Raw genomic sequence first — 23,191 nt, 5'->3', positions numbered from 1 at the left:
CAGAATGTGGATTTCGCCCAGCACCACGCGCCCCACCGTGCCCTTGTGGGCCAGCCATTCGGCCGTATCGCAGGCCGTGAAGCCCAGGCCTTCGGTGGCGCCATAATATTCGTGGATGATCGGCCCCCACCATTCGATCATCGCCTCCTTCACCGGGATCGGGCAGGGGGCGGCCGCATGCACAACGGCTTCCAGCGAGCTGAGGTCGTACTGGCGGCGCACGTCTTCTGGCAGCTTCAACATGCGGGAAAACATGGTCGGCACCAGCTGGCTGTGGGTAACGCGATAGCGTTCGATCAGCTGAAGATAGGTTTCCGGGTTGAAGCTCTCCATGATCACGGCGGTGCCGCCCGCCATGATGGCCAGCGACACGGCGGCCTGTGGTGCCGAGTGATAGAGCGGCGCCGGTGACAGATAGATCATCTGGTCGCGGCAGAGCCACAGCTGGCTCAGGAAACCATAGAGCGGCAGTGGCTCATCGGGTTTCACCTCCGGCAACGGTCGCAAAATGCCTTTCGGCCGGCCGGTGGTGCCAGAGGAATAGAGCATGGCGACGCCCAGCCATTCATCGGCGATCGGCGTGTCGGGCATGTTGGCGACCGCGGCGGCGAGCGACATCACGCGATCGCCATCGCTGGCGTCCCCCTCGCCATCCACCACCAGGCACAACGCTACGCCCGGCGCCAGCGCCATGGCCGCGCGCGCCACCTCCAGCTTGGCCTGCGAGGTGATCAGGATCCTGGAACGGCTATTCTGCAGGATATAGGCCAGCTCATCGACGCCCAGATAGGAGTTGGTCGGCGTGAAATAGAGCCCGGCGCGTGCGCCAGCTCCGCAGCATTCGACATAATTGATGTTGTTTTCCATGTAGATGGCATAGTGATCGCAGCGGTTCAGGCCCTGCTGCCGAAAGAAATGCGCCAGGCGGTTGGTGCGCTGTTCGAGCTCGCCAAAGCTGATCGTTTCACCCGAACCCGCCATGATGACGGCAATCCGGTTAGGATCAGTGTGCGCAAATTTGCCTGGTATCATGATGTTCCCCCGATCACTGTGACCGAAGGGTCATCGGCTACCATCCTATTGTCAAGCAAGGTCGGGGCCGGATCGTAGCCGTGTTTTGCGTTTTCTTTTTCAGCGATCCGCCGGCAAAGGTTTACGTGGCCAGCCCCGCTTGCTATCGGGCCCCTTCCAGTGCGCGGAGCGGTGGCCGAGTGGTCGAAGGCGCACGCCTGGAAAGTGTGTATGGGTCAAAAGCTCATCGAGGGTTCGAATCCCTCCCGCTCCGCCAATCTACGCAAGGGTGCGACGTGGTAGCCGGTGGCCGCCGTTGGTGTGCCAATCATTACCGTCTCTGAGGTGCCCCTATGTCTAATTCTTGCTTGCCGACTCATGGTCGGGTCGACTGCGTACTGTGTCACCGAGGTCAGGCTGCAAGTTTTGACCGCACTGCCACTGTCGAAGGCGAATGGAGGATTACCGCCAACCCGCTTGCATGGGGCAGTCCGTTCCCCGAAATCGTGGTCTTGGGTTTTTCGAAAGGTCCAGCCCAAGCAGGGTCACTCGCCTCGACGCCGCATGAAGCTATTGCGTTCAAGGGGGGACGGCTCGCGCTTGGCAAGATACTCGTCCATGTTGGTCTGCTTCCGCCCGAATCTGATATCTCTCTGAAACAGACTGTCGATCGCATAATCGCTGACAAGGTCGGTCGGTTTCACTTCGGCTCTTTGATCCGTTGCACAGTGGAACAGAAGATCCGTGGCGCATGGACTGGCACGGGCGGCGGGATGCTAGATAAGTTTGTCGGGTCGTCATTTGGAGCAGAAGTCGCGAGTCGGTGCGCGGCAACTTTTCTGGGAAATCTGCCGCAATCGACAAAAATTGTGCTGATGCTTGGGATGGGCGCAGGGGGCAACTACATTACCGCTGCGAGAAAGCTGTTTGCTGGCGCACGGCCAGGCAAGTGGGCAACCGTCAACGAGGTTTCTTACAGCGACGGCGGGGTCACTGTCGTGCATGTGGAACACTTTAAATCACAAGGGGCGTTGATCCCGAACTGGCTAAGCGGTGACGGTCATCCAAGAGGAAAACTTGGACTCGCTGCAAGGGCCGCGGTAGCCGAGGTGCTAAAGGCCTAGCGTGGACGAACTGCAGTCGTACCATCATTGCACTATGGCGAAAACGTTGTGTTCATCACCATCGACCGCAGCCTGCCAACTGCCTAATCACTCGATCACCGTCACCGTGAAACCTGCAGCATCTCAGGGCTTTGTCCTGACGTAAAAGGACCGCTAAGTGCGAGCGGTTTGCAAGGAGCTCGATGCGTGGACGCAAGTGATGACATCGACCCGCTTTGGGTGCCGCAGCCCGATGCTCTACCCGGCTGGTTTCATGAAGCACTCGCCGTGCCGCGCGAGGAAGGCTTCATCGACGTCGCGGGAACGCGCATCCATTATTTTCGGTGGGGCGACCGCTCGCATCCCCCGATCCTGATGACGCATGGCTTTCTGGCGCATGCGCGGTGCTTTGCGTTCATCGCACCGTTTCTGGCGGGGGACCATCACGTCATCGCCTATGACCTGTCGGGAATGGGCGATAGCGATAACCGGCCCGGGTGCGACGCGCAGGCGCGCGGCGCAGAGATGGTCGGGGTTGCCGAGGCGCTTGGGCTGTTCGAAGGACCGGCCAAGCCTGTCGTCATTGCGCACAGCTTTGGCGCTTCGGTCGGCTTGAGCGCGCTGGCGTTGGCCGCGGAACGATTTTCCGGCTTGATCCTGTGCGACATGATGGTTCTGCGACCCGAGGTGCTGGAGGAGCGGAACCGGCAAGGAAACGGGCGTCCGGGCTCGGGCGACCCCGACAAGCCGCAACGCCGCTATCCGGACTATCCCACCGCGCGCAGCCGATACGTGCTGTCCCCGCCGCAGCCTGTCGGTGAGCCATTTCTGATGGATTACATGGCCTTTCACTCGCTGCGCCGGAGCGGCGAGGAATGGACCTGGAAGTTTGATCCGGAAGTTTTCCGTCAGAACGACGCGGAGCCGGGGTGGCATGAGATGGGCAAGCGCGTTGTGGCGACGCCGGGCCGCAAGGCCATCGTCTATGGCGCGGAAAGCCTGTTGTTCACACCGGACTCGGCGGAATATGTCCGGGAATTGGGCGGCACCGATATTCCGATCATCGCTGTTCCGCAGGCGCGCCACCACCTGATGCTCGATCAGCCGCTGGCGTTTGTCACGGCGCTCCGCACAATCGTCGAGATGTGGCAGACCGACGAAAATACAGCTTTTGATCAGGAACGACCCGTTTGAGCCGCAGTCATCAATCGGCGAAGCCGGCACCGGTGCTGGCATGGGCGACGCCGCCATCAACGGTGATCGTGTCGCCGACAACATAATCCCCGGCGCGGCTGGCGAGGTAAATGGCGGCGCCGGCCATGTCTTCGTCAACACCAATGCGACGGGCGGGGATGAATTTGGCAATCGCATCGCCGTGATCGCGCGCGACCCGGTTCATCTCGCTGGCAAAGGCGCCCGGGGCGATCGAGGTGACGTTGATGGCATCGTTCACCAGCCGCGCCGCCATGCGCCTGGTGAGATAGATCAGCGCCGATTTGGAGGCGTGGTAGCTGTAGGTTTCCTGCGGATTGAGCCGGATGCCGTCGATCGACGTGATGTTGATCACCTTGGCCGGCTGCGCGCGTGTGCCCGACGCCTTCAACAGACCATGCAGCGCCTGGGTGAGAAAGAACGGCGATTTGACGTTCAGATCCATGACCTTGTCCCAACCGCTTTCCGGAAACGCCTCGAACGGGGCGCCCCATGCGGCGCCGGCATTGTTGACGAGAATGTCGAGCCTTGATTCATGCGCGGCGAGCTGTGCGGCCAGCGCCTGGCAGCCCGCGACGGTCGAGACATCCTGGGGCAGCGGGATGCAGTTTGGCCCCAGTTCCGCCGCCGTTTCAAAGCAGGCCGGCGCCTTGCGGGACGAGATATAGACCTTGGCGCCCTGGGCGATGAAGCCGGCGGCGATCATCTTGCCGATGCCGCGGCTGCCCCCGGTGACAAGCGCCACGCGGCCATCGAGGCGGAACAGGCTGCTGGTGTCCATGATCGTGTGTCCTTGAATGAAGTCGGCCGCTGGAAAAAGGGCGGCCTAGTGCAACCCGGTCTCGTGCCGTCCGACAACCATGTGGTGCACCTCGTCCGGACCATCGGCAAAGCGCAGGTGGCGAACGTCGGCATAGAGTTCGGCCAGCGGTGTCCATTGCGAAATGCCGGCGGCACCGTGGATCTGGATGGCCTGATCGATGATCTGGCAGGTCTTTTCCGGCACCATCGCTTTCACCATGCTCACCCACACCCGCGCCTCGCGGTTGCCGAGCACGTCCATCGCCTTGGCGGCCTTCAGCACCATCAGCCGCATCGCCTCGATCTCGATGCGGGCGCGAGCGATCAGTTCCAGATTCTTGCCCAGCATGATCAGCGGGCGGCCAAACGCCTCGCGCGAATTGCCGCGTTTCACCATGTAATCCAGCGCGATCTCGGCCTTGCCGATGGTGCGCATGCAGTGGTGGATACGCCCCGGCCCCAGTCGAACTTGTGAAATCTCGAACCCGCGGCCTTCGCCGAGCAGGATGTTTTCATACGGCACCCGGACGTTTTCAAAGCGCAGATGCATGTGGCCGCGCGGCGCGTGATCTTCGCTGAACACGTGCATCGGCCCCAGGATCTTCACGCCGGGCGTGTCCATCGGCACCAGTATCTGGGATTGCTGGCTGCTCGCCGGGCCATCGTCGCTGGTCCGCACCATCACGATCATCACCTTGCAGCGCGGATCACCGGCGCCGGAGATATAGAATTTCTCGCCGTTGATCACCCAGTCCTTGCCATCACGCACCGCGCGGGTGCGGATGTTCTTGGCATCAGACGAGGCCACATCAGGCTCGGTCATGGCATAGGCTGATCGGATTTCACCGGCGAGCAGGGGCTCCAGCCAGCGTTGCTTCTGCTCGTGCGTGCCAACCCGTTCCAGCACTTCCATGTTGCCGGTGTCGGGCGCCGAGCAGTTCAATGATTCCGATGCCAGCGGCACCTTGCCCAGTTCGGCGGCGATATAGGCATAATCCAGATTGCTCAGCCCCTCGCCGGTTTCGGCATTGGGCAGGAAGAAATTCCAGAGGCCGGCCGCCTTGGCCTTGTCCTTCGCCGTCTGCAGCAGTTCCAGCTGCCCCGGCGCCCAGCTCCAGCGATCGGCCCGGCCCTTGCCCAGTTCTTCGAACTTCTCCGCAATCGGCACGACATTGTCGTTGATGTGACGGACAACGGCATCGAACAGCGGCCGCGCCTTTTCCGACATGCGCAGATCGTTCATCTCGGGATTGGTGAAGATATTGGTCATCGTCTTAGGTCCTCTTGTCTGCCCGCATGCTTGCCGCCACGCCATCGGCGCGCAAGCCCATAATTTGGAGATGGCCCTAGGACGTAGACTCATAAAGCCGCGCGGCTGCTTTCGCCCCAATGGTTGCCGTTCAAAGTGCGACGCTACAATCCCGAAACCTGCCGTTCGTTTTGCGGCGTCCGGTCGCTCTCATTACGCTTTCGAAAAGCTCTGGATACAGCTGTCCAAATTCAGCTGGTTGGCTACACGGGGCGTTCCGAATCTGAGAGGATGCCGATGCTTGACCTGCGTGGATGCGATTTGATGCGCGCGAGGACCTGGTGGCGAACAAGCCAACTTGCGTTAGTAGTGCTCATTGGCGTCACCAGTTCTGCGGCACTTGCCCAAAGCGAGCCGACGAATGCAAAGGCGGTGCGTGCAATCGTCGACGACGCGGCGGCTCGTTATATCCAAGAAAACCCGCAGGCCGCCGCTATTGCGATCGGTGTGGTGTATGGTCCGGTGCGCATCCAGTCCCGCGCTGGCACTCTCGAACCGGGCAAGGCGCGACCGCCACGACCCGATACGCTCTACCCATTGGCCTCGATCACTAAGACCTTCACGGGAACGGTGCTGGCGCAAGCCGTGATCGAAAAGCGGCTCTCGCTGGCCGACGACATCCGAAAATATCTCGACGGCGCGTATCCCAACTTGGAGTTCGGGGGACGCGCGATCCTCGTCTCCGACCTACTAGATCACCGCTCCGGCCTGCCGTTCATTCTTCCCGACCGCCCCGAGCTCGCGCCGGATTTCAAGGGCGACGCGCGACCCTACACCGTGCGCGTGAACACGGCGATGCAAGGCTATGGGCGTGACCAGTTCCTCTCCGATCTCCATGCGGTCAAGCTCACGGCAAAGCCGGGAAGCCACTACCAATACTCCAATGCCGGGGCGCAGCTGGCGGCCTACATTCTGGAGAAGCTATATGGCTTGCCGTATGAACAATTGTTGCGTGCAAAGATCCTGACCCCGCTGCGGATGAACGCCACGACGATCTCGCTAAGCCCTGCCGATCAGAAGCGCCTCGCACCGGGTTGGGATGACAAAGGGCAACGTGCCATCCTTCCGGTGGGCGACGAGGCCGCGGGTGGCTTGAAATCGACGACCGACGACATGCTGAACTATATCCGCTGGCAGATTGATGAGACCGATCCAGCGGTCAGGCTGTCCCACGAGCGGGTCTGGACGGCAAAAGGTCCGGTATTCGGCGATCAGGGTACGTTCGGCGTCGGTCTCAACTGGCAGGTCGCCGAGCTTTCCGGGCGGCGCGTCATTTTCCAGGACGGTATGATCGAAGGCTACAGTGCCCTCGTCGTCATTCAACCAGAGCTGAAGCTCGGCATCGTTCTGACCGCAAACCAGCTTGATGAGAAAAGCGCCGCTGCGGAACGTGGGCTGATGAAGGCATTGCTTACCGCCCTCGACACACAGGCAGTGCCGCTTCCGGAGTAAATCAAGCGAAGGTCTGCTTCCCTTGATCGGATACTCCAAAGCCGACCTTCGCCTTTCCACCCCATTGCAGACGTTCCCGCTTATGAGTTCACGACCTAAGGCCGGTTTTCCGTGTGACTGTATCGACCATCGGCGCTTGCAACACCGCAAGATCGCCGCCTAACATCAACGATGAGGCCGACACGTCGCCAATCTGCGCCGCCAACTGTCTCAAATGATCTGACGACGACCATGCCGGGGAGCAAATGGATATGAAGACGGGTCTGTTCGCAAGCGTGCTCGGCGTCGTCCTGATCTCTGTCAGTGCTACCCCGTCAACGGCCAAGGCTGCGCCTGGCGGTGCGGATCTGATTCTGACCGACGCCCGTGTCTATACGCTGCGCTGGGGCGAGCCCGCGCGCGATGGCAAGCCTGCGCCCGATGCGCCCACCACCAACGGCAAATGGCACCCCGATGCTGCAGCGGTGGCGATCCGTGGCGGAAAGATCGTCTATGTCGGCAGCGACAAGGGGGCGCTGGCGCTGCGCGGCAAGCGGACCCGGGTGATCGATCTGAACGGCGCGACCGTGATCCCCGGGCTGGTCGATTCCCATACCCATTTCGTCGAACTGGGCGCCAAGCTGGAATCGGTCGACCTGACCGATGTTGCCACCGAAGCGCAGGCGGTGGCATTGGTGGCCGAGCGGGCGAAGTCCGTCCCCAAGGGCGAATGGATCTTTGGTGCCGGGTGGGACGAGGGTGCCTGGGCCAACCGCTATCCGGACAAGCAGCAGTTGAGCGCAGCGGTGCCCGATCATCCGGTGGTGCTGCGCAGTCTGCATGGGTTTGCCATCTGGACCAACCAGGCCGCGCTCGATGCCGGCAAGATCACCAAGGCCAGCCCGGTTCCGGTCGGGGGCGAGATGCGGCTGGCCCCGGATGGCCAGCCGGGTGGCCTGTTCCTGAACCGCGCAGCGACGATGATCGAAGCGGCGGTGCCGCCCGAGCCGCAGGCGGTGGTGGCGCGCCATGCGCTGAAGGGCCTGGGTCAGATGGCCACCGACGGCTTTGTCGCGGTGCACGAGGCCGGCGTGGGTGCCCAGGCGATGGCCGCACTCCAGCAGCTGGAGGACCAGAACCGCCTGCCGATCCGCGTCTATGCCCTGCTCTCGCTGCGCGACCCGCCCCTGATGCGGCAGTGGATCGCCCGGGGGCCGGACCGGGACAGTGACAGCATGCTCGTCACGCGTGCGGTCAAGGCCTATTACGACGGCGCGCTGGGATCGCGCGGGGCGCGGTTGCTGGCCGATTATGCCGATAAGCCGGGCCACCGCGGGATCAGCGGTGACGGTTATGGCTTTGACCGTGATCTGGCCAAGGCGGCGATGAAGGCAGGTTTCCAGCTCGGGATCCATGCCATCGGCGATGCGGGTAACCGCGAAGTGCTCGATTTCCTGGAAGCGGAGTTCAAGGCCGATCCGGGCACCGCACAGGGCCGCCACCGGATCGAACACGCCCAGGTCGTCTCGCCTGAAGACCAGCCGCGCTTTGCCCGGCTGGGCGTGATTGCCTCAATGGAACCGCCCCACGCGGTGGAGGACAAGACCTGGGCCCAAGATCGCCTCGGCCCGCAGCGCATCCTTGGCGCCTATGCCTGGCGCACGCTGCGCCGCGATGGCGCCCGACTGACTTTCAATGCCGACAATCCGGGCTCTGACCACAGCATATTCTACGGCCTCCATGCCGCGATCACCCGCCAGGACAAGCAGCTTCAGCCCGCCGGCGGATGGTATCCAGAGCAGCGGCTGACGATCGAAGAAACGATCCGGGCCTATACCAACTGGTCGGCCTATGCCGCCTTCCGCGAAGACCAGACGGGGATCATTGCCAAGGGGCGATGGGCTGATCTGACCGTCATGGATATTGATCCCTTCGCCCTTGCCGGATCCGCGCCGGAAAAAATCCTGGCCGGCAGGATTCTGGCGACCATCGTCAGCGGCAAGGTGGTTTATCAGCGATAGGCCGTTGGCCGGAGTTGTCAGGCAAACTTCTGCGGTCCTGCTTCCCGGACCAGATTCACTGTCTCACCATGCGGTTCTTGATCCTGAATTTCGGCTGAGTTCGGGTTGGGTTGCGCCAATAAAATCAACGGGTTTCAGACTTGCGATCGCAGTCGATGGGGGCAATCCTGCTTGGCGCTTGGGGCGCGGCATGCTATTGCTGCAGGGCAATGGTCTTGCCGTGATTTCACAGTCATGTGCATGAAATGGCTGGTTTCCATTGCATCGGATGGGTGCTTCGTTACTGTATGACGGGGATTTGAAAGGGGCGGTCATGACCGGTCTTGGGGGGCAGTCTGGCGTTCTGCAGACTGCACGGGTGGTCGCGGCTTGGCAGGTACGGGGGCGGCAATGAAGCTGGTTGGAATTTCTGTCCTGGCGCTGCTTGTTGCAGGGTGCGGTGGTGGGACGAGCCAGACCGGCAGCCCGGCAAGTGGCGGCTCGGTCGGGGGCGGCACGCCGACGCCATCGGCTCCGGCGAGTGTGTTTGCCCGGCCGGCGGCGGAAGCGCTGACGACCGCCGATGTGGAAGCCGTGATTGCGCGAACCGTGGCCGAGGCGCAGGCACGCGGGCTGCCGGTGGTGGTGGCCGTGGTCGACCGGGTGGGCAATGTGCTGGCGGTCTATCGCATGACGGGCGCGCGGGCGATGGCGCGGGCACGGCCCGGCGGCACGGCCGGCAACCTGGATGTGCAGAATGTCGAGTTTCGGGCCGAACTGGCGGCGATCGCCAAGGCGATTACCGGGGCGTATCTTTCCAGCAGCGGCAATGCGTTTTCGACCCGAACGGCATCGATGATCGTGCAGGAACATTTTCCGCCGAGCGCCAATGCGCGCGGGCTGGAATCGGGGCCGCTGTTCGGGGTGCAGTTTTCCCAGCTGCCCTGTTCGGATCTGAACACGCGCTTTGGCGTGGGGTCGCCCATGATCGGGCCAAAGCACTCGCCGCTGGGGCTGGCAGCTGATGCCGGCGGCTTTCCGCTTTACAAGAACGGCGTGGTTGTCGGCGGCGTCGGGGTGATGGGCGACGGAGACTATGGATTCGATACCGAAGTTGTCGACATCGATGTTGATGACGAGGAATTCATCGCCCTGGCCGGGACAACGGCATTTCCGGCACCCGAAACAGTGCGTGCCGAGCGGATTTCAGTGGATGGCACGTTGCTGCGCTACAGCGATGCCAAGACCGATGGGCTGCGCGCCAACCCGGCGAGCGCGAGCCCGGCGCTGCTGAGCAGTGCGGGCGCGCTGGTGGCGGTTTCCGGTTTTTCGCGCGCTGCGATCGTGGCCGGGACGCCCTATGGCGGTGAGGCGAGCGGGGTGCGGCCGGCGCTGGCGGCAGAGTTCAACAATCCCGATGCCTATGTGTTGAGCGACGGGGCGGGCAACAATCGCTATCCGGTGCGCGCTGCCACTGATGGGGCGGAAGTGGCCAGCCCGCTGACAGCGGCCGAAGTGCGCGCCGTGCTGGAAGAAGCCTTCAAGATCATGAGCCGGGCGCGCGCGCAGATCCGGCGACCGCTGGACAGCCGGGCCGAGGTTTCGATTTCGGTGGTGGATACGCGCGGGGTGGCGCTGGGGTTGGTGCGTTCGCCCGATGCGCCGATCTTCGGTATCGATGTGAGCCTGCAGAAGGCGCGATCGTCGGCCTTCTTTTCCGGATCGCGCGTGGCCGCCGAACTGGGGGCGGTGACGACGGCGATTGGCAACCCTGACGCCAATGTGCGCGATTTCGTGACCCGGCTGACGTCGTTCTTCGGGTCTGCCAATGGCGCCTTCGATGGGCGGTTTGCCGTGAGCAACCGGGCGCTGGGGCTGGTGGCGCGGCCCTATTTTCCCGATGGCGAAGTGGCACAGGCGCCGGGGCCGCTGAGCCGGCCGATCAACTTTTTCTCGCCCTTTTCCAACGGCCTGCAATCGGCGCTGATCGTGCAGAATCTGGCCGCCGCACTGGGCAACATTACCCTTCAGCGCTGCACGTTCCTGCCCAACCATCCCGGCGGATCGAACCGGCTGGCCAATGGCCTGCAGATATTTCCAGGCGCCGTGCCGATTTATCGCGGCAACACGCTGGTTGGCGCCATCGGGGTTTCGGGTGACGGGATCGATCAGGATGACATGGTGAGCTTCCTAGGCCTGAACAATGCCGGGCTGCGGGTGGGGGGCATCGGCCTGCCGCCGGCGAGCATCAGGTCTGACCAGATCGCGGTGCCTGTGCCGGGCGGCAACAGCGTGCGGTTGCGGTTTGTCGGCTGCCCGTTTGCGCCCTTTGTCGATACGGCTGAGCAGAATGTCTGTCAGGCGCTGTAGGGTCTGCGCCCACTGATCTGATTGGCGCGATCTGATTCAAACTCCGCACGGAACCTGAGTCACGTCGTGCTGGCGAGCCGGGCCTGCGCCTGGCCAGCCATTCCGCTGGCGGCATTCGGCACCAGGGCGTCGGCATGATCGTAGTGCGCCAGGGCTTGGCTGTACTGGCCGCCGTAGAAAGCGATGTCACCACGCATGGCCGCGATTTCGGCACGCTCCCCGCAGTCGGGCGGGGCCACATAGCGATCGATCGCGTCAAGTTGTCGTTCGGCACCAGCGAGGCGATGCATGGTGAATTCGAGACCGGCGCGCACCATATGCGGGCCGCTGCCGGGTATGGCGACCTTGAAGGCATCGTCGAGCGCGCTGGCTGCGGCGGCGCTGGCGTTGGCAACGGCGCGCCATGGCAACGTCATAGGAACGTGGCAGCCCGTCCGTTGAATAAGGCGTGGCAGGCCAGTTGTGCGGGGTAGGGCCTGCTGGAGCGGCCGTCAGCCGGCTGATCGACCCCATTGGGGTTGACCGGCAGATTGGCGAAGACGGTGGCCGGATGCCGGCGCAGATCGAGGAAAATCACCGCCAGCGTGATGTCGATGACCGGATCGAGATAGCGGCGGCCGATGGGGAAGCCGGGAAGATTGGTGGCTGATGGGCCGCCGAAGCCGAGGGCGATATAGACGTTCTGGGCATCGTGGAAGGCATGGACATCGGCGATATCGGCGGCGACATCGAAGCCCACGGTATTGGTGTCGGAACCTGTTCGGGCGGGCGGATCAAAGTGATCGGCAGCAACCAGCGCACGGCCACCGCCGAATGCCACCAATGCCAAGGCGAAAACGCCGGCCAATGATCTCTTAAGCCATCGAGCTTGGTACATGTCAAACCCCACGGAGCAGCCATTGTGTTTTACAGGTTCGAGGTTGAGTCAACCGGTGTGCCGTCAGTCCAACTGCTACTGGTCTGGGCAGGTTTCGTAGCCAAAGCTTTGGGTGGCACTCGATGGCTGATCCAGAGCTATTGTTTGGGGGCAGCCTTGGGCGAGTGTATTGGCGGTTTCGGACGATGATCGGGCGATGTCTGTTGAAGCACTGGAAGCACTCTCGGCCCGCGAAGACGTGCTTGATGCAATTCAAGCCGGCAGGGCCATTGCCTATGGGAGCGGAACGACGGCGCCACCTTGCCGGCAAATGGTGCCGTCCGCCATTTCCCGGTCCCGCAGGAAAGCCCTGTTTCTGGCAGTGTGGCCCCATTGGCCCGACATGACGCTGACCGAGAGGCAGAGCCGCCGTCACGAACAACCGGGCGCGCCTTAATCAGTCATTACTGAATGGTTACTTGTTGACGCTGACATCGAGGCAGAAGCTTCCGATGGGTCAACGTGTTGATCGAGTCGGGTCGTGGGGGTACTGGTCATGAAGCTTTCGATTATGCGGTGCGCGATGGTGGCGGCGGTTGGCACGGCGGCCGTGTTGCCGTCGGTGGCCAGCGCCCAGTTGATTGCGGAGAAATATTTTCTCACCCGGCGCCCAGCGGCAATCAATATCGAAGCCGGGCAGTCATTCGGTGTTGACCCGAATGGCCTTTCCAACACGGTTTTCAACCAGGGGATGCTGAATATCGGCTTTGAAGGCATCAGCCAGTATGATGTCGCCTCGGTCCAACGCAACTTCATTCCGCCTGATACGATCGGTGCCGCCGGTCGCACGCAATATGTCCAGTTCACCAACGGCGGCTTTGCTGTCTATGACAAGGCGACGGGGACGCGTTCGGTGTTCTCGTCCGACACCGCTTTCTGGCAGGCTGCCGGCCAGGCGGGTGTGCCCAATGGCGATCAGCGCGTCATCTTCAGCCCCAAGGCCAACAAGTTCATCGCAATTTCCTTCGGCCCGAACACCAAGGACATTCTGGTGGCGGTTTCCGATACCGGCAATGCGCTTGGCACCTGGAAATCGACGAAGTTCGAAGGCTTTGCCGAATTAATTCCTGGTGGCCGCACGCTGGCGGATTATCCGACGCTCGCGTTCGACAACAACGCCGTCTACATCGGCACCAACGACTTTGCTGTCTCCACGCCTGGCGGCCCGACCACCTTCCGCGGCACGACGCTCAATGTCATCCCGCTGTCGGACATCCTCGCGGCGGGCGGTCCCAACGTCACCAACAATGTCCAGTTCAAGACCGCCTTCACCGGCGATTTCGCCAATGACGATTTTAGCCGCGGTTTCGCCATCCAGGGCGTCAACAGCAGCGAAAGCACCGATGGCGTCGGCCATATCATCGCGGCGTCGATCAATGATTTCGGCCTGACGCGTTATGATGTGCTGAATGCCGGCACCGCTGGCGCCGTGCGCACTGCCACAGCCAGCACGATCATCGGCACGGATTATACCTTCAACGGCTTCGGCCGCCAACCGGCTGCCGATGCCATTGTCGGCGACCCGGCGCTGCCGAACGGCATTGCTGCCAACCGCCGCATCATCGACACCTTTGGCGATCAGATCAGCAGCAGTGCCTTTGAACATGCCGGCAAGATCTACAGTGTCCACACCGTCACCGAAAACGGCACCGATCGCACCGTTGTTCGATACACCGTCCTCGACACCGCGACCAACGCCGTGCTCGACGAAGGCAGTCTTGGCGACGCAGATTTTGATTTTTATCAGGGCGCCCTGGCGGTCAACAGGCTCGGCCAGGTGGTCATCAGCTACAATCGTTCGGGCCTTGGCCCCGATGGCAGGATTACGCTTGCGGCGCAGACCTTCCGCACCAACGCGCTGGGCCAGCTTGTTTCAACCGGTGACGAGATCGTGCTGCGGGTCAGCGATACCGATGACTACCACAATGGTTCGCTCTACGGCCGACCGGCCGCCGGCCGCCAGCGCTGGGCCGATTACGCCACGGTGACGCTCGATCCGAGTTCGCTCCACAGCTTCTGGATCTCGGGCACGTTTGCCCGCGAGTATAATCTGGGGGCGTTCGGCCATCCAGGCGGCACCGGTGGTTCCCGTTGGGGCACCTATATCGCTGAATTGAATGTCGGTGGTGTGCCCGAGCCGCAGAGCTGGGCTATGCTGATCATCGGTTTTGGCCTGATCGGTGCGGCAAACCGGCGCCAGCGCCGCCAGGCACATATCTGATCCTCGTTGCCCTGTTGATCGTTGCGACCGCCGCGGCCGCAGTGGCGCCGACCGGCAAGCCGGCAGCCGCGCCTGCGGCGGCTCCGGCATCGCCGCTCACCGGCACCTGGGCTGGAGATGGCTTTGCGTTGCGACCGGCGGCCACCGGCTATGTGGTGCAAGGCAAGTGCGCTGCCGGCAAGATCACCGGCACGGTGGTGCCCGATGGAGCCGGCGCCTTCATCGCAACCGGCTATTTCAATCCCCGAGCCCCTGTGCGACGGGCTCAGACCACGGTGTCTGGCGAGCAACTGCCCGTGATCGAGGCGCTTTCGCAGACTGCGCCGCGTGATGAGCCGGCCCAGTTCAAGGGCAAGATCCGCGGCAATTCGCTTACGCTTGTGGTCCGCGTTACCGGCAAACCGGGTGAGGCGCGCCATGTTCTCAAGCGCGGCGCCGCCATCCGTTTTCCGGACTGCAAATGAGCCTATCCCATCACCGGCAGAGGTCGCTGCTGCCCGATTAGGCGCTGCGCATGAACATGCCGGCGACGTCAATACGCGATCCGGCCGGGCTGGAGAATCTGAAGGCGCGCTAGGCGGCGCTCGACTCGTGACGGCGCTGAACCAAGCGAGCGGGGCCGGCCGCCTCGTTCAGCCACCAAGAAGCCCCACCGCCTCGATTTCGATGCGATAGCCGTGGTGGAGTTCCGGGACCGGCACGACACAGCGGGCCGGCCTGTGATCGCCCATGGCTTCGGCATAGAGCGCGTTGAACAGCGGCCAATCGGCGATGTCGGTCACATAGACGGTGAGTTTCACGATCGCCTGACGGGACGTGCCGGCGGCTTCCAGAGCAGCGAAGAGATTGGCCAGCGTCTGCCGCGCCTGGGCCGTGAAATCGGCATCGCGGGCGTGGTTGCCATCGGGCCGCACCGGCAATTGCCCGGAAACGAAGACGAAGCCGCCAGCAATCACCGCATGCGAATAATGCCCGCCCGGCGGTGCAGAGCCCGCAGGGTTGACGCAGTGGATTCGCGGATCACCAGCCATTGAAACGCTCCCAGCGGGCGGCGATGGCTTCTGAGCCTGTGTCCACCACTTCATAGCAGCCGTGCTGGGCCGCCGTGGCGCAGGCGTGATTGGGCAGGATGCGCAGGCGGCCGCCAACCTTCAATTCCGGCAGGCGGGCAGCAGCGCCGGGGCGCACGCCGATCACGCCATGTTCCTGATTGGCCTGCACCACGATCACATCATCCAGCACCGTGCCATCAGCGGCGCAGACCAGCCCATAGCCTTGATCGACGGCCTGGCCGCTGGTGCCGCGGTCGCGGGACAGTGCCATCCAGCCAGCATCGACAATCACCAGGCCGCGTTCCGGATATGTGCCGATCACCGTGGCCAGCACGGATAGCGCAATATCCGCCAGCGGGCAGACGCCCACCCCGTGCATGACCAGATCGCCGAACATGAACACCCCGGCGCGAAATTCGGTGACGCCATCCAGATTGCGCACAGCGTGGCCGGTCGGCGTCGATCCAATGCTGACGATGCGACAGGGGTGGCCGGCCTGTTCGAGCAATCGGCGGGCGGCGGCGGCGCGGGCGGCCTCCGCGTCGGCGGCGGCGGCCAGCGCCTCCGGATCAGACAAGGCGTAAGAGCCGCCGGCATGGGTCATCACGCCGGCAAAACTCGGCCCCAGCGTGGCGGCAATATGCGTGAGGGCCACGCCATCGTCAAAGCGGACCCCGGCGCGGTGGTCGTCCACATCCAGCTCGATCAGTGTTGGCAAGCTGCCATCGGGCGCAGCGGCGCGGATGGCGGCGGCCATGTCCGCATTGTCGGTGACGACGGTGAGGTTGATGCCCTTTTCGCGCAGCGCCTGTACCGGGGCAATCTTCTGCGGCGACAGGCCGACGGCGTAGAGAATATCGGTGAAGCCGGCTGCACCGAACAGCTCGGCTTCGCGCAGGGTGGAAACGGTGATGGGGTGGCGGCCGCCACCGAACAGCATGTCGGCCACCGCGATGCTCTTGGCGGTTTTCAGGTGCGGGCGGAACAATACGCCGGGGGCCACGCCGGCCAGATGGCCCTGCATACGGGCCATGTTGCGGGCGGCAATGCCGCGATCGAGCACCAGCGCCGGGGTGTTTATGGTGGACAGCGTCTGCATCACACCATCGCCATCAGGCTGGCATTGCCGCCGGCGGCGGTGACGTTGATCGAGGTGGAGACTTCCTCCACCAGCCAGTCGCGGCGGTAGCGGCCAGCGGCGTCGGCAACCTGCACGATGGGAATCGGGCCGGCCATGGCGGCGAGGCGTTGTAGCAGATTGGGCAGCAGGCCAGGCCCCAGCGTCTCGACCAGGACGGCAGCGCAATCGGCGGTTGCGGGCAAGTCCGGCAGCCAGGTCAGCCGCGCACCAACGAGCGGCGGCAGGCTGGCAAAGGCCGACGGCGCCCCGCCCGGCCAGACGATGGCGGCGCTGTTGCCGGCAGCCAGCGCGGCACCGATCTGGACGGCAAGGCCAGCCTCGGTGGCGGGGATCAACAGCACCCGCCCGCGCGGGTGAAGGGCATAAAGATTGGTTTCGCCAACCGGGCCGGGCAGTTCGAGGGTCAGGCCGGTCAAGGCACCGGAGATGGCGTCCCGCACGTGGCGGGCGCTGGCATCCATGGCGGCGGCTTCCAGCCATTCGGCCCAGGCCAGCGCTGCCGGGTTGGGCGCGTGGCCAGCCGAAAGGCCGGTGTTGGGTTCGGACTGAACCAGCCGGCCGAGATAGAGCGGCCCGCCGGCCTTGGGCCCGGTGCCCGACAGGCCGCGCCCGCCAAACGGCTGCACGCCCACCACTGCGCCGATGATGTTGCGGTTGATGTAGATGTTGCCGGCTGCGGCCCGCGCCGACACGGTTTCGATGGTCTCATCCAGCCGGGTGTGCAGCCCGAAGGTGAGGCCATAGCCGGTGGCGTTGATGGCATCGATCAGCGCCGCCATGTTCTCGCGCTGGAAACGCACGACGTGCAGCACCGGCCCGAACACTTCGCGGCCGATCTGGGCGATATCGTCAATTTCGATGATGGTGGGCGGCACGAAGCTGCCGCGCGCCGTGTCGGCGGGCAGGGCGAGTTGATGGACCTTGCAGCCCAGGGCGCGCATGCGTTCGATATGGGCGACGATGCCCTGCTGGGCCTGGGCCGTGATCACCGGGCCGATGTCGATCGCCAGCAGATCGGGGTGGCCCAGCCGCAATTCGGCCAGCGCGCCTTTCAGCATGGTCAGCTGTTTTTCGGCGATATCCTCTTGCAGGCACAGGATGCGCAGCGCCGAACAGCGCTGACCGGCGCTGTCAAAGGCCGAGGCAATCACGTCGGCGGTGACCTGTTCCGACAGCGCCGAACTGTCGACTACCATGGCATTCTGGCCGCCGGTTTCGGCAATCAGCGGGATCGGGCGGTCGCCACGGCTGGCCAGTTCGGCCTGGATCAATTTGGCGACTTCGGTGGAGCCGGTGAACATCACGGCGGCCACTTCCGCCCGTGCGACCAGTGCGGCGCCAACCGCGCCGTCGCCGGGCACGAACGCCAGCGCATCGGTGGGCACGCCGGCGGCGTGGAGGATGCGGATGGCGGCGGCGGCGATCAGCGGGGTTTCCTCGGCGGGCTTGGCGATGACGCTGTTGCCGGCCACCAGCGCGGCGGCGACCTGGCCCAGGAAGATGGCCAGCGGGAAGTTCCACGGGCTGATGCACAGCACCGGCCCCAGCGGCTGGTGCGCGGCGCCAAGCGTCAGCTGCGCCTGATCGGCGTAATAGCGCAGGAAATCCACGGCCTCGCGCACCTCGGCGATGGCGTTGGCGGCGGATTTTCCGGCCTCGCGGATGATGAGGCCCATCAACAGCGGCATCTCGTCTTCGAGGCGGTCGGCAGCTGTGTCCAGCATCGCGGCCCGGGCGGTGACAGTCAGTGACGACCAGCCGGCGACGGCCTGTGCCGCCACCTTGGCGGCCTTGGCCACATCAGCCGGTGTGGCGAACGTGACGCTGCCAACCACGTCATTGTGGTCTGCCGGATTGCACAGTGGCACGGCGGCCTGGCCGGCAGCCTTGCTGGAGTCGGGGCCGGCGATCAGCGGCCGCGCCGACCACGCGACGCCCACACTGTCCTGCAGCCGCTGCGCCAGCGCCGCTAGCGCCGTCTCGCTCGACAGGTCCAGCCCGCGTGAATTGCGGCGCTGGCCATAAAGCGCGGCGGGCAGGGCGATGATCGGGTGCGGGCTGCCCCCCAACGCGCGGGCTTCTGTCACCGGATCGGCGATCAGATCGTCGATGGAGACATTTTCATCCCAGATGCGGTGCACAAACGAGCTGTTAGCACCATTTTCCAGCAGGCGCCGCACCAGATAGGCCAGCAATGTTTCGTGCGTGCCCACCGGTGCATAGATGCGGCACGGGCGGTTCAGTCTGTCTGGCCCCACCACCTCTTCATACAGCGCCTCACCCATGCCGTGCAGGCACTGGAATTCATAATCGCCGATGGTGAAATCCGGCCCGGCCAGCGTGTGGATGGCGGCCAACGTATGGGCATTGTGGGTGGCGAATTGCGGGAACACGGCGTCGCGCGCGCCAAGCAGCTTGGCGGCGCAGGCGAGGTAGGACACATCGGTGTGCAGTTTGCGGGTGAACACCGGGAAATCGCTGAGGCCATCGACCTGCGCGCGCTTGATCTCGCTGTCCCAATAGGCGCCCTTGACCAGCCGCACCATGATGCGCCGATCGGCCCGGCGGGCGAGATCGATCAGCCAGTCGATCACTTGCCCGCAGCGCTTGCCATAGGCCTGCACCACAAAACCCAGCCCGTCCCAGCCCTTGAGCTCCGGCGCCAGCGCCAGCGCCTCCAGCAGATCGAGCGACAATTCCAGCCGGTCGGCCTCTTCGGCGTCGATGTTGAAACCGATGCCATAGGATCTGGCCAGCACCGCCAGCGACTGCACACGCGGCAGCAGTTCGCGCATGACGCGGTCAAGCTGGGCGCGAGCATAGCGCGGGTGCAGCGCCGACAGCTTGATCGAGATGCCGGGCCCAGTCTGGATGCCGCGGCCGGCCGCAGCGGTGCCGATGGCGTGGATGGCGTGGGCATAGTCGGCGAAATAGCGATCAGCGTCCGCCATGGTGGTCGCCGCTTCGCCCAGCATGTCATAGCTGTAGGCAAAGCCCTGCGCTTCCAGCCGGCGGGCGCGGGTCAGCGCTTCCGCGATGGTTTCGCCGGTCACGAACTGATCGCCCATCATCTGCATTGCCATGTCGATGCCGCGCCGGATCACCGGTTCGCCGGCGCGCGCCAACAGCCGGGTGAGCACCGCGCCCAGCCCGGTTTCGGCAAAACTTGATGTCAATCTGCCGGTCACCATCAGGCCCCAGGTGGCGGCGTTGACGAACAGGGTCTTGCTGTCACCCAAATGCGCTTGCCAGTCGCCGCCAGCGATCTTGTCGCGGATCAGCGCGTCGCGCGTTTCATTGTCGGGAATGCGCAGCAGGGCTTCGGCCAGGCACATCAGCGCCACGCCTTCCTGGCTGGACAGCGAATATTCCTTCACCAGCCCTTCCACGCCGCCCTGCTGGCCCTTGGCGCGCAGCGCCGTCACCAGCGCCCGCGCCGTATCAGCGACCGCCGGGCGCAGGGCCGGCGGCAATTCAGCCTGCGGCAGCAGGGCGGCGACCGCTTCAGGCTCGGGCGTGCGGCAGGCCGCAGTGATGCGCTGCCGCAGCGCCGTTTCCGGGCGCACGGCAGGCGCAAAGGCAGCAAAGGGGGCGGTGCGGCCGGGCATTGGGGGCGAGTTCCTTCAGGGTCGATCTTGGCGGGCTGTATCAGCTTCTCCAGCTGTTGCAGCTATTCCTCAGGGTGCCGCCGGGCCAATTGCGGCTTCAAGCTCCTTCACGATCCCGTCGATGGCGGCGCGCAATTGGGCGTAACGCTCCTTTGGGTGGTTGCCGACCTTGCCATCATAGTCGGCGGTCTGGCTGCGCAGATAGTTCACGTGGCTTTCAAGGCCGGGTGGGCTGTAGCGCACGGGCGGCGTGAGCAGTCGGGCCGCGATGCTGTTCAGCGCCGCCAGCTTGGCCGGATCTATGTTGTTTTTCAACGCAGTACGCAGCCGGGTGGCGGCGGCCATCGTGTCGCCGGCCAGCGCCGCGACGCGCAGATTATGGTCATATAATTCCACCAGATCGGCGTTGGTCACGCCACTGGCCAGCACGCGCGGATCGGCCACCACGCTGAGCGGCTGGCGGGCCGTGGCGCTGCCAGCGGTCATCACCACCGTATAATCGCCGGGCGGCACCAGCGCGCCGCGCTCGCTGCCACGACGCAGATCCCAGATCAGGCGGTGCATGCCCGGTGTCGCAGCCAGTTTGGTCTGCCAGACCGGCCGATAGCGATAACCGCGCACCGGCCCGGCGGCAGGGCTGTCGCTGGAGAAGCGGCGCAGTTCCTTGCCGCTGGCGTCCACGATGGCCAAGGTCACGGCGGCGGTGCCAGCGGGCAGGAAATAGTCGATCATCGCGCCGGGCGGGCGATATTCCGGGCCTTCCTTCGGGTCGGTGCCATAATCGGCGGAAGGCGAAATGCGCACTGCGGTGACCGGCTTGTGTAGCAGCGGTGCCGGAACTGTGGCGCCGGGTGCCGGAAGCAGGCGGAGCACGTCGATATTATCCAGAATGTAGAATCCGCGTCCCTGGGTGGAGAGGATGAGGTCGCCATGGGCGAGGCGGATGTCGGTGATGGGGGTCGCTGGCAGATCGATCTGGAAGCTCTGCCAACGGGCGCCGCGATCGAACGAGATATACATGCCGAATTCGGTGCCGGCATACAGCAGGCCGGAGCGCACCGGGTCTTCGCGCACCACGCGCACCGGTTCATCCGCCGCGAAGCCGGTGGTGATTCGGGTCCATGTCTTGCCGAAATCATCGGTGCGATAGGCGTGCGGGCTGAAATCGCCGAGCAGATAGCGGTGGTAGGCCACGTAGGCCGTGCCGGCAGCACGAACGCCGGGATCGATATTCTGCACGCGCCCGCCGGGCGGCAGGCCCTTGGGTGTGACGTTGGTCCACGTCTTGCCGCCATTGCGGGTGACATGAACCAGACCGTCGTTGGAACCGGCCCAGATCACGCCGGGCTGCACCGCAGATTCGCGGATGGCATAGACGGTGGAATAGACTTCTTCGCCGGTGGCATCGATGGTGATCGGATCGCCCGACGCCATCCGGCCTTCCGGCGGATTGGCGGTGAGATCAGGGCTGATCACCTCCCAGTTGACCCCGCCATCTGTAGACCGGTGCACATGCTGCGAGCCGTAATAGATGGTGTTCGGCTCCACCGGCGACACTTCCATCGGCGCGACGCGCTGGAAGCGGAAGCGCAGATCCTTGGGGTTGGCGCCGTACAGCGATTCACTGCCGATCCAATATTGCTGCTCGTTGCGGTTGGTGCGCAGATCGAGCCGGCTGAACTGGCCCTTGCAGCCGGCCCACACCACCAGTGGATCATCGATCTTGGGAATGATCGGCCCGGTTTCGCAGCCCGGTCCTTCCATATACGCTTGGCCGTTGCCCAGCGGCTGCGACGGCACGATCACCGTCGAATTGTCCTGCTGGGCACCATAGAGGCGATAGGGAAACTGGTTGTCGACCGCGACCTGATACATCTCGGTGGTGGGCTGGTTGGATTGCACCGTCCAGGTGCGGCCACCGTCGCGCGACACGTTGGCGCCGCCATCATTTGCCTGCACGATCAGATTGCTGTTGCGGGGGTTGATCCACACATCGTGATTGTCGCTGTGCGGCGTGGCTTCGACGGTGAAGTTCTTGCCGCCGTCGACCGAGCGGAACCAGTCTTCGTTGCCGACAAACACCTGATCGGCGTTGTTGGGATCGACGCCCAGCGTGGTGTAGTAAAATGGCCGGGTGGTCAGCTTGCTGTCACCGTTGACCAGGGCCCAGCTTTGGCCGCGATCATCGGAACGATAAAGGCCGGCGCCCGGCTTGGCTTCGATCAGCGCATAAAGCCGGCCCGGTGCTGCGGCACTGATCCCGATGTTGGCACGGCCGAACAGGCCACCCGGCAAGCCGGCTGCCAGCTTGGTCCACGTATCGCCGCCGTCGACAGACTTGTAGAGCCCGCCATCCTTGCTGCCCGACGTGATGGTCCATGGCCGGCGGATGCCGTGCCACATCGCGGCGTAAAGCGTTTTGGGATCATCGGCGGCCATTTCCAGATCGGCTGCGCCCAGGGTTTCATTGATGAACAGGATCTTCGTCCACGTCTTGCCGCCGTCGCGGGACCGATAGACGCCGCGATCCTTCGAAAAGGCAAAGGGGTTGCCGGTGCTGGCCACGAACACTTCATCCGGGTTGGCCGGGTTGATGCGGATGGTCGAAATCTGGCCAATTTCGCGCAGGCCAATGAACTGCCACGTTTTCGCGCCATCCACCGATTTCCACACACCGCGCCCGATGGAAACATTGCTTCGGATCTTTGACGAACCGCTGCCGGCATAGACGATCTGGGGATTGCTGTCGGCCACAGCCACTGCACCCATTGATGCCACGCCGATCTGGCCGTCGCTGGTGTTGTTCCAGCTGTGGCCGGCATCGGTGGTTTTCCACACGCCGCCGCCGGTGGTGCCCATGTAGAACACATCGGGCTGCGACGGCACGCCGGTAACGGTCGTTGCCCGCCCGCCGCGCCACGGGCCGACCTGCCGGTAATGCAGGCCCGCCCACTGCAGCGGATCATGCGCCTGCGCGATGGCGGGTGCGGCCGATATCTGGGGCAGGGCGGCAAGG

At 64.1% G+C, this 23,191-nt stretch carries 16 protein-coding genes and 1 tRNA gene; 8 read left to right on the top strand and 9 right to left on the bottom strand.

Annotated features, from left to right (window positions below):
• The coding region (locus RMO81_RS04475) for an AMP-binding protein (protein ID WP_310474550.1) at positions 1-1,032 on the bottom strand (1,032 nt) is incomplete at its 3' end.
• Positions 1,033-1,197: 165 nt separating this feature from the next.
• Between RMO81_RS04475 and RMO81_RS04470 the strand changes: the two genes are divergently transcribed.
• From RMO81_RS04470 to RMO81_RS04460, 3 genes are all read left to right on the top strand, one after another.
• Positions 1,198-1,288 (top strand) — tRNA-Ser (locus RMO81_RS04470).
• 229 nt (positions 1,289-1,517) lie between these two features.
• Positions 1,518-2,135 (top strand): hypothetical protein, encoded by a 618-nt coding sequence (locus RMO81_RS04465; protein ID WP_310474549.1) that lies wholly within the window; start codon positions 1,518-1,520, stop codon positions 2,133-2,135.
• 186 nt (positions 2,136-2,321) lie between these two features.
• A complete protein-coding gene (locus RMO81_RS04460; RefSeq protein WP_310474548.1) occupies positions 2,322-3,308 on the top strand; it encodes an alpha/beta hydrolase in 987 nt (328 codons plus the stop codon).
• A 10-nt stretch (positions 3,309-3,318) separates the two neighbouring features.
• Here the strand turns inward: RMO81_RS04460 and RMO81_RS04455 are convergent, their stop codons facing one another.
• Positions 3,319-4,107, bottom strand: a complete 789-nt coding sequence (locus tag RMO81_RS04455) for an SDR family oxidoreductase (RefSeq protein WP_310474547.1) — start codon at positions 4,105-4,107, stop codon at positions 3,319-3,321.
• Positions 4,108-4,152: 45 nt separating this feature from the next.
• The gene (locus RMO81_RS04450; RefSeq protein WP_273463124.1) at positions 4,153-5,397 is read right to left on the bottom strand and encodes an acyl-CoA dehydrogenase family protein; all 1,245 of its coding nucleotides are present in this window, start codon (positions 5,395-5,397) and stop codon (positions 4,153-4,155) included.
• Between the two features lie 348 nt (positions 5,398-5,745).
• Here RMO81_RS04450 and RMO81_RS04445 point away from each other — a divergent pair, with 348 nt between their 5' ends.
• The 3 genes from RMO81_RS04445 (at position 5,746) to RMO81_RS04435 (ending at position 11,237) form a co-directional block, all read left to right on the top strand.
• The gene (locus RMO81_RS04445) at positions 5,746-6,888 is read left to right on the top strand and encodes a serine hydrolase domain-containing protein (RefSeq protein WP_310474546.1); all 1,143 of its coding nucleotides are present in this window, start codon (positions 5,746-5,748) and stop codon (positions 6,886-6,888) included.
• A gap of 251 nt (positions 6,889-7,139) precedes the next feature.
• Entirely contained in the window at positions 7,140-8,888 is a 1,749-nt protein-coding gene (locus RMO81_RS04440; protein WP_310474544.1) for an amidohydrolase, read from the top strand.
• A gap of 390 nt (positions 8,889-9,278) precedes the next feature.
• A complete protein-coding gene (locus RMO81_RS04435; protein ID WP_310474542.1) occupies positions 9,279-11,237 on the top strand; it encodes a heme-binding protein in 1,959 nt (652 codons plus the stop codon).
• A gap of 59 nt (positions 11,238-11,296) precedes the next feature.
• Here the strand turns inward: RMO81_RS04435 and RMO81_RS04430 are convergent, their stop codons facing one another.
• Together RMO81_RS04430 and RMO81_RS04425 are read right to left on the bottom strand one after the other, a co-directional pair.
• The gene (locus tag RMO81_RS04430; protein WP_310474540.1) at positions 11,297-11,653 is read right to left on the bottom strand and encodes a hypothetical protein; all 357 of its coding nucleotides are present in this window, start codon (positions 11,651-11,653) and stop codon (positions 11,297-11,299) included.
• Positions 11,650-12,084, bottom strand: coding sequence for a hypothetical protein (locus RMO81_RS04425; protein ID WP_310474539.1), 435 nt, complete (start codon positions 12,082-12,084; stop codon positions 11,650-11,652). The genes RMO81_RS04430 and RMO81_RS04425 overlap by 4 nt, the downstream gene beginning before the upstream one ends.
• Positions 12,085-12,649: 565 nt before the next feature.
• Here RMO81_RS04425 and RMO81_RS04420 point away from each other — a divergent pair.
• Entirely contained in the window at positions 12,650-14,374 is a 1,725-nt protein-coding gene (locus RMO81_RS04420) for a PEPxxWA-CTERM sorting domain-containing protein (protein ID WP_310474538.1), read from the top strand.
• 14 nt (positions 14,375-14,388) lie between these two features.
• Positions 14,389-14,838, top strand: coding sequence for a hypothetical protein (locus RMO81_RS04415; RefSeq protein WP_310474537.1), 450 nt, complete (start codon positions 14,389-14,391; stop codon positions 14,836-14,838).
• Positions 14,839-15,006: 168 nt separating this feature from the next.
• Here RMO81_RS04415 and RMO81_RS04410 read toward each other — a convergent pair whose 3' ends face one another.
• The 4 genes from RMO81_RS04410 to RMO81_RS04395 all read right to left on the bottom strand — a co-directional run.
• Positions 15,007-15,405, bottom strand: a complete 399-nt coding sequence (locus tag RMO81_RS04410; RefSeq protein ID WP_310474536.1) for a RidA family protein — start codon at positions 15,403-15,405, stop codon at positions 15,007-15,009.
• Entirely contained in the window at positions 15,395-16,525 is a 1,131-nt protein-coding gene (locus RMO81_RS04405) for an alanine racemase (protein WP_310474535.1), read from the bottom strand. The genes RMO81_RS04410 and RMO81_RS04405 overlap by 11 nt, the downstream gene beginning before the upstream one ends.
• Positions 16,525-20,175: a bifunctional proline dehydrogenase/L-glutamate gamma-semialdehyde dehydrogenase PutA gene (putA, locus tag RMO81_RS04400; RefSeq protein ID WP_310474534.1), complete on the bottom strand. Its 3,651-nt coding sequence runs from the start codon at positions 20,173-20,175 to the stop codon at positions 16,525-16,527. The genes RMO81_RS04405 and putA overlap by 1 nt, the downstream gene beginning before the upstream one ends.
• A gap of 69 nt (positions 20,176-20,244) precedes the next feature.
• Positions 20,245-23,191 (bottom strand): VPS10 domain-containing protein (locus tag RMO81_RS04395; RefSeq protein WP_310474533.1); only part of this gene is annotated, 2,947 nt, incomplete at its 5' end.

Source organism: Sandarakinorhabdus sp. (assembly GCF_031422795.1).
In the GTDB taxonomy this organism is placed as follows: domain Bacteria; phylum Pseudomonadota; class Alphaproteobacteria; order Sphingomonadales; family Sphingomonadaceae; genus Sandarakinorhabdus.
Note: the sequence above shows the minus strand (reverse complement) of the source record. Positions and strands in the feature narration are given on the sequence as shown.